The organism is Terasakiella pusilla DSM 6293 (assembly GCF_000688235.1).
Classification (GTDB): Bacteria; Pseudomonadota; Alphaproteobacteria; order Rhodospirillales; family Terasakiellaceae; genus Terasakiella; species Terasakiella pusilla.
In genome coordinates, this window is sequence record NZ_JHYO01000028.1 from 42,006 (window position 1) to 50,774 (window position 8,769).

General features: G+C 52.5%; 1 protein-coding gene. It reads right to left on the reverse strand.

What is annotated here, in order from left to right; all coding sequences use genetic code 11:
* Positions 1 to 9: 9 nt before the first annotated feature.
* On the reverse strand, positions 10 to 8,739 hold the full coding sequence (locus tag Q397_RS0116345; protein WP_205618847.1) for a cadherin-like domain-containing protein: 8,730 nt from the start codon (positions 8,737 to 8,739) through the stop codon (positions 10 to 12).
* Positions 8,740 to 8,769 lie beyond the last annotated feature (30 nt).

Consider the following 8,769-nt stretch of genomic DNA (forward strand, 5'->3'; position numbering starts at 1 on the left):
ACTGAGTGCTTACCACTCGACTTTTTCGACACCTTCGAAAATGACCGTTGAGCCATCGTCGAAATCGATCTGACCCGTCAAACCGGAGGAGTCGGTGTACTCGTCAATTTGTGCTGATTCAGACGTCACCACATCTTGAGAGCCATCGTCGTTGGTAATGGTCAACGTCCATCCTTCAGAGCCGTTCAACTGGATTGTATCGTAGCCTGCGCCACCATCAACCCAATCCTGCCCGTTGACGCTGTCATGGTTTGCCTTGTCAAAGATAAACAAGTCATCACCAGCCCCACCGGACATCGTATCGTTGCCCCAACCAGAACCACCGATGATCACATCATCACCAGCGCCACCTTCGATGATATCGCTACCAGCACCACCATCCAATGTATCGTCACCAGCGCCACCATCAATGGTGTCGTTGTTTCCTTCACCATAGATCACATCATCGCCGCTGTTGCCGAACATTGTATCGTCATTGGTCCCGCCATACATCGTGTCATCACCAGACCCGCCGTACAGGGTGTCATTGTTGCTGCCGCCATACAGGGTGTCGTCACCGGATCCGCCATGCAGCAGATCGTCGTTGGCCCCACCATCCAGAATGTCGTCACCAGAACCACCGACCAAGAAGTCATCGTTGGCCCCACCGATCAGCACATCATCGCCACCTTCCCCATAAAGGGTATCGTTGCCTGAGTCACCAATCAGTGTATCGTTGCCGTTGTCCGGGTTGTTATCCGGGATCGAGTCCAGATTGTTGCCGCTATCACCATAAATGATGTCGTCTTGAGCACCGCCATACAGGGTATCATTGCCGGACCCGCCAGCCATGACGTCCTCACCCCAGTTGTTGTTGCTTTCACCCACAACATCATTACCAGCGCCGCCTTCATAGACTTCACGACCACTTGTCGCCCAGTCCTGATCGTGTGCTGTCAGCCTATCGTTGCCGCCAGTCCCCTGAACGGTTTGGTGGCTGCCAAGTTCATCAACGGCTTCGTCAAACTCCGTATATTCATGGGGGACATTTTCAACGACCGCATCAGATGAGCCACCGATATCGGAGCCTGTACCCACCTGTTCGGTATCTGATGCAGCATCACTGACATCACTCCCATCAACAGTTTGCGCACTTGCCGTCAGATCAAACACACCATGGTTGCCGCGGGCATCACTTGGGACGGTCAAAGTGCCTGTGACGCTCATGCCCTCGCCCAATGTCTCGCTTGGGATATGGAGCGTGGTACCGTCGACGCTGACATCGTCACCGCCTGTCACCGTCACAACGCCGTTCGAGCCAACCGTTACTGTCGCATCACCAATCACCAGAACCGAGCCAGCCGGTACGGACGACAAGTCAACACTGAGACTATCATCCGCCAGACTTTCGCTGCTATCACCCATGGTCACGGCAAACTCGACCGGATATTCGACCGCTGGTGAGCTTGCACCCACAATGCTGCCGCTACCGATGCTGACATCAACTTGTGCCCCGTCAGCCACACCAGCCACATCGATAGAAGCTGTGCCCGTATCCGTGGCGCCATTACCGTCACTCACGGTGTAATCAAACGAGACTTCCCCGGAGAAGTTGGCATCCGGCATAAAGTTGATTGAGCCATCCGCATTCAAGGTCACAGTGCCGTTGCCGACATCAACCGTGTCACCAATTGCAACATCATGACCACCGATTTGGGTAATCGTCAGGCTATCGCCATCCCCATCCGTATCATTGGCAATCAAATCAAACGTTTCGGCCTGATCTTCGGTTGCGACCAGATCGTCATCTGTGGCCACTGGCGCATCGTTTGTATCCGGCAGACTGACCGTGACACTTTGCGTCGTGGTCGCAGTGTCGCTACCATCTGTCGAGGTCACAGCCGCGCTCAGATTAAAGTCTTCGCTGCCTTCCGGTACACGGATTTTCACGTCATCGATATTATCCAACGAGATCGTAACCGACCCGTCTGTTACCTCGACTTCCTCGCCATCCACCAACAGAACAGCGCCAGCCGGCAAGCCCGACAAGGTCACGCCGGACAGGGTTTCAGACCCGTCCACGTCAGTTTCTGTTGCACTCAAGTTGATCGGATATTCCACATAAGGTGTGTCTTCCCCAACAGCCGTTGTGTAGGTCAGGTTTTCGATATGGAAGTCGGAACATCCTTCCCCGACCACAACAAACTGATCGAAAGACTGACCATCTGTTGCTGTAAAGGTGAAAGTATCATCCCAACGGTCATTGCCGTCAAATGTTCCAGATCCGACAAGCTGACCATCTTGATACAGCTCGTAAGACGCATGCTCGTTGTAGCTAAAGGAGTCAAAGATCACTTCGACAGAAGACATATCATCATCGAAGGAGAAGATCAGTTTCTCCCCATCATTGATATTGTCATCACCGCCATGCCCATCGACACCGATGCCACCGCCTGTTTCCGCAACGTTTTTGGCGTTTTCCACTTCAACCCAGTGACCACCACTGGAGTCGCCGTAGGCACCGCCACTGGAACCGCCGTGTGACCCGCCACTTGATCCACCATGTGATCCGCTGCCATATGCGCCGCCGGAACTATCGCCACCTTCGACCCAGTTCCAGTCGTAGCCAGTGACACTCACACCATCAGTACTGTCATAGTTATGAACATTGATGCTGCCGGTTTGGCTTTCGCCTTCCACGTTCACCGTTTCAGGTGTCCCGAGGGAGAAGTTCAACGCCGGCGCATCCGCAACCGCTTCCACATTTACAGTGGCCGTCGCTGTTGCGGTTTCCGTACCATCTGTAACGGTATATTCAAAGCTTTCAGAGCCAGAATAATCCCCGTCCGGTGCAAAGGTGACAGTGCCGTTTTCATTCAAGGTCACCGTGCCGTTGCCCACATCTACAGTCTCACCAACCGCGATGTCCTGACCGTCAATTTGCGTGATGGTCAATGTATCGCCGTTCAAGTCCGTGTCGTTGCCCAACAGGTCCATCACAACAGATGAGTCTTCGTTTGTGGCAGCCAGATCATTTGTGGCTTCCGGTGCATCATTGACGTCCGGTACATCCACCGCGATAGAGGTTTGCGAAGTTTTGCTATCGCCATTCGGTTCTGTTGAGGTCACAGAAGCCCTCAGGTTAAAGTCTTCGCTGCCTTCCGGCACACGGATTACAACGTCATCCAGGTTTGTGCTGTCCAGCGTGACAGACCCGTCTGTGACAGAAATTTCTTCCCCATCCACAAGGATAACGGCACCATCCGGCAGACCCGTCAAGGTCACGTCAGACAGGGTTTCAGACCCATCCACATCGGTTTCAGCAACATTCAGATCCAGCGGGAAGTCGAAATAAACATCATCCACATCCGGCATAGTCTGCGTGGCTTCGATATTATCGATATACATGCCACGGCCTTGATCTTGCGCATCACCGACGAAGACAAACTCGACATTCATCGGCTCGCCATTGCCTGTAAATTCGAAGGAACCATCCTGCCAGTTGTTGTTATAGCCATTTTCATTGTCATGGCTAAATTCCGCAACGGTTTGACCGTTCACACGGATTTCAATCGCATTGACATTTTCATCGAAGCCCGGACGGCCTGAGTAGTCAAAGTTGAAGCTGTAAGTCGCTCCCTCTTCAGTATCAATTGTCCGGTTGATGCTTGTGGCGTCATCAAAGTGATCGTTCAGATCATCGTTCAATTCGATATAAGAACCATCACCGGATTGACCATAACCATTTTCCCAAACTTCGATCGCATCAGAAGAGGTGTTCCAGCCATCAACCTGACCGCCATAGAACCCACCATCATAGCCACTAAATGATGTGTTAAACAGGGTTGTGGTTTCACCCGGCCCGCCATCAACACTCACCTGTGTTGGCTGCCCCAAAGACATCTCGATATCCGGTGCATCCGCAACCGCTTCGATATCAACCGTCGCTGTCGCTGTTGTGGTTTCTGTGCCATCGGTCACGGTATATTCAAACGTTTCAGAGCCAGAATAATCCCCATCCGGTGCAAAGGTCACTGTGCCGTCTTCATTCAAGGTCACCGTGCCATTGCCCACATCCACAGTCTCACCAACCGCGATGTCCTGACCATCGATTTGCGTAATGCTTAGGGCATCCCCATCAAGGTCCGTATCGTTGTCCAACAGATCAATAACAACGGACGTATCTTCGCTGGTTGCAGCCAGATCATTTGTGGCTTCCGGTGCGTCATTGACGTCCGGTACATCCACCGCGATAGAGGTTTGCGAAGTTTTGCTATCGCCATTCGGTTCTGTTGAGGTCACAGAAGCCGTCAGGTTAAAGTCTTCGCTGCCTTCCGGCACACGGATTACAACGTCATCCAGATTTGTGCTGTCCAGCGTGACAGACCCGTCTGTGACAGAAATTTCTTCCCCATCCACAAGGATGACGGCACCATCCGGCAGCCCCGTCAGGGTCACGTCAGACAGGGTTTCAGACCCATCCACATCGGTTTCCGCAACGTTCAGATCCAGCGGGAAGTCGATAAATGTTTCGCCTTCTGTCGCACTTTCAAACTCAATGGAGTTAATCAGATAGTCATCGCCATTACCCGGTGCGCTAAAGATGATCTGGTCAAAGTCGGACCCGTTTTCAGCAGACAGGGTGACCGCCGGATCAATACCGTCGCTCCCGCCAACAACTGTGCCTTCACCAACCTTCACGCCATCTTTATAAAGCTCGAAGGTTGCATCTTCACCGCTATGTTTCCAAGAGAAGGAAACATCAACAGAGGACACATCATTATCAAAATCAATGATCAATTGTTCAGACAGACCACTTGTGTTGTCATGACCGATTTCCACCTGATCACCGGAAGAGGCACCCGACACGCCGAAGCCTTGCGGGTAATTGGTTTTCACGCCGATATTATCGACAGATGCTTCTGTTAATTCGCCATTTACAATCGAACGACCTGTGACCGTAAAGCCGCTATCGCCGTCCATATAGTTGTCAGACCCAATGGTCACATCAACCGGATCACCTGCTGTTTCCACAACGCTTGACGCGCCAAGGCTCATGGTGATATCCGGCGCATCCGCAACCGCTTCCACATTGACAGTAGCGGTCGCTGTTGTGGTTTCCGTGCCGTCTGTAACGGTATATTCAAAGCTTTCAGAGCCAGAATAATCCCCGTCCGGTGCAAAGGTGACAGTGCCGTCTTCATTCAAGGTCACCGTGCCGTTGCCCACATCCACAGTCTCACCAACCGCAATGTCCTGACCGTCAATTTGCGTGATGGTCAATGTATCGCCGTTCAAGTCCGTGTCGTTGCCCAACAGGTCCATCACAACAGATGTATCTTCGTTGGTCCCAGCCAGATCATTTGCGGCTTCCGGGGCCTCATTGACGTCCGGTACATCCACCGCAATGGAAGTCTGCGAAGTTTTGCTATCGCCATTCGGTTCTGTTGAGGTCACAGAAGCCGTCAGGTTAAAGTCTTCGCTGCCTTCCGGCACACGGATCACAACGTTATCCAGATTTGTGCTGTCCAGCGTGACAGACCCGTCTGTGACAGAGACTTCTTCCCCATCCACAAGGATGACGGCACCATCCGGCAGACCCGTCAAGGTCACGTCAGACAAGGTTTCAGACCCATCCACATCGGTTTCAGCAACGCTCAGATCCAGCGGGAAGTCGATAACGGTTTCGCCCGCATCCCCCACTGTCTCGTACTCGATAGACGTGATCAAATAATCGGAATGTTCCGTATTCGAGCTGCCGTCAGACAGGGTGTCAGATGCTGTAAACACAATCTGATCAAACCCGCCGCCATCACTGCTTTCAATATTCAGTTCCAGACGACCCGTTGAACTTTCCGCCGTAAAGGTGCCGGAGCCAACCTTCACGCCATCACGATAAATGTCATACTGACCTTGCTCATGCGCGCCAGCCCCACCTTCATTCGGGAATAGACGGCTCACTTCGATAGAAGCAGAAGACACATCTTCATCAAATGTGACGATCAGCTCTTCAGAAACGCCTTCGCGCTCCCCAATATGCTCGCTTGGTCCTGTGCTGCTGCCGTTCACGCCAAACCCGTCACGATGCGGGCTAACATTGTCCGCAGACGCTTCAGACAGAGTACCATTTCCATCAACAGTTCGACCGGTTACGCTAAAGCCGTTGTCAGTAGAGTTGTAATTATCCTGATTGATCTCGCCCGTTTCACCGGCATCCCCATCAAGGACAACAACCGTCCCTGCACCAAGGCTCATATCAATATCCGGCGCATCCGCAACCGCTTCCACATTTACAGTGGCTGTCGCGGTCTGGGTCGTCGTGCCATCGGAAACCGTATATTCAAAGCTTTCAGAACCTGAATAATCACCATCCGGTGCAAACGTCACTGTCCCGTCGGCATTCAAGGTCACGCTGCCGTTGCCAACATCCACAGTTTCCCCGACCGCAATATCCTGACCATCGATTTGTGTAATGGTCAATGTATCGCCATCCAGGTCGCTGTCATTCGCCAACAGGTCCATCTGAACAGATGCATCTTCCTGCGTACTTGCGACATCACTCTGCGCATCCGGTGCATCGTTCACGTCAGAACCACCCACACTTGCAGACGCGGTGGATGTCGCTTCGTCGTCATTGGAACTTTCAACGGATGTGACAGAAGCACTCAGGTTGAAGGACCCTTGCCCGTCCGGCACGCGGATAGACATATTCTCCAGATTATCGGACGCAATAGTGGCACTCCCATCCGTCACCTCGACTTCAACGCCATTCACGATCAGGGTTGCCCCGTCCGGAATACCGCTCAAGGTCACAGAAGACAAGCTTTCAGAACCATCTTCATCCGTCAGGCCGACAGTAATATCAACCGGATATTCGGTATAACCGCCGCCCGCTGTGATCGGACCGCCGTCGCCGCCCAATTCCCCAACCGTGGTTTCTTCATCCGCTTGGTTCGGAATATCAGCAACCTGATTACCAGACTCATCATAATGATTTTGACCAGCCTTAATGGTGTAGCCCTCAACAGCCTGACCATATTCCGCTTCAATTTCATCAATCCAACGCGATGGATCCGCCGGGTTTTTGTTGTCGCCCGGATATTCATCAATCTTGACGGTCGTGCCATCCGCCAGTTCATAAATTACGTGACTAATCCCATGCGGAATTTGAGAAGCAGAAACATCTGTACCTGCACCAATCTCAATCCCGATCTCAGGCGCATCCGCGACCGCTTCAATGTCTACAGTCGCTGTTGCGGTCTGTGTGCTTGTGCCATCGGAAACCGTATATTCGAAGCTTTCAGAACCTGAATAATCACCATCTGGTGCAAACGTCACTGTCCCGTCGGCATTCAAGGTCACGCTGCCGTTGCCGACATCCACAGTTTCCCCGACCGCAATATCCTGACCATCGATTTGCGTAATCGTCAGATTGTCGCCATCCAGGTCGCTGTCGTTATCCAGCAAATCAATTTTGACAGATTTATCTTCTTGCGTGCTGGCCTCGTCGTTCTGCGCGACCGGCCCGTCATTCACACCTGTCACATCAATGGTGACAGTCGCGCTGTCCGTCCCGCCATTACCGTCGCTGATTGTGTAGGTAAAGTCGGTTTCACCGTTCCAGTTCGCATCCGGTGTAAAGGTATAAGTGCCATCGCCATTGTCAACGATTTCGCCATGTTCCGGTTGATCGAAGCCAACAATGTGAAGGCTATCCCCGTCAAGGTCACTATCGTTGCTCAACAGACCCGCAGCAGAGAAAGTGATCGGCTGATCTTCCAGACCGCTCAAGTCATCATCCTGCGCCAACGGATCAAAGTCCGGGCTGGCTGTCAGCGTAGTACTCGCCTCATCACCGTTTGGTTCTGTCGCAGTTGCTGTCACCGTCAGGTTAAAGTCACTGACTTCCCCGTCCACAGTCATGGTCAGTTCGTCCAGACGATCCAGATCGTCCCCACTGATCACCAATACACCGTCAACCACGTTGCCCAAATTAAACTCGGCGCCTTCCGGGAAATCGGCAATCGTGATGGTCAGGCTTTCCGAATTATCAATGTCCGTAATCGCCGCAGACACGTTCACATCAAACGTCCCGGCCTCGTCAGATTCAACGATAGATACGGCCAGATTTGGTGTATCAGCCACACCATCCACGTTCAGTGCGATATTCGCTTGTGCAACACCACCTTCTCCATCGGTCACGATGTAGGTCAGGTTCTCACTACCACTCCAGTCTTGATCCGGCGTAAAGGTAAAGGTCCCGTTTTCCGCATCAAATGTCAGCGTCCCATTGCCCAGATCAATGCCTTCCTCTGGGATATTATCCAGATTTACACCGTTGATTTGTGCGATAGACAGGCTGTCATTATCCACATCACTGTCATTCCCCAGCAGGTCATTGACCGTAAAGGTGATCGCCTGATCTTCCTGACCACTAAAGGTGTCGTCAACAGCAACAGGTTTATCATTCTCCGGATCAACGCTCAGGTTGACGGTCGCGGTTTGAGTTTCCCCATCGTTGTCCGTCACCGTGTAGGTGAAGCTGTCGGTGCCGTTGTAGTTTGCATCCGGCGTATAGGTCACGGTGCCATCGTCGTTCAGCACCACGGTGCCATGCTCGGGCTGGCTCAGGCCTGTGATCGTCCCGCCATCCACAATGCTGTCATTATCCAGCACGTCGATGGTTGCAGACTTATCTTCGCCCAGGGTCTGGCTGTCATCCTGCAAGGTGTTGTCGATATCGGTGATATCGATGTTCACCGTTGCTGTCGTGATCTCGCCATCTTCATC